Origin of the sequence: Paenibacillus sp. GbtcB18, assembly GCF_019091125.1 — a bacterium.
GTDB classification, from domain to species: Bacteria; Bacillota; Bacilli; order Paenibacillales; family NBRC-103111; genus Paenibacillus_F; species Paenibacillus_F chitinolyticus.
This window is the reverse complement of sequence record NZ_JAGXJX010000950.1, coordinates 1-232: the sequence shown is the minus strand read 5'-3', so window position 1 is coordinate 232 and position 232 is coordinate 1. Positions and strand designations below refer to the sequence as shown.

1 pseudogene is annotated in these 232 nt (G+C 45.7%); it reads left to right on the top strand.

Annotated elements, in window-relative coordinates:
* Positions 1-39 precede the first annotated feature (39 nt).
* Positions 40-232: pseudogene (locus tag KVT34_RS31375) on the top strand (hypothetical protein); the annotation flags it as partial.

Here is a 232-nt window from a genome sequence, read left to right as displayed (position 1 = left end):
AGCTGGATTGAGAGCGTAGCATAACAAAAGGAGCACCACATGAGATTTATTGAAGAAGTTATGAGCAATATTAGCGTCATGAGAGCGGACGATGTGATACAGTCAAAGTCCCGGATTTACGATGAACCGGTTGTCCGTGACGCGCTGTCCGCCTATCCACATTTCATACAGGATATTATTTGGATCATCGACATGGATACCGAGTTGGCAATGAATGGGATTGGCGGTCTGT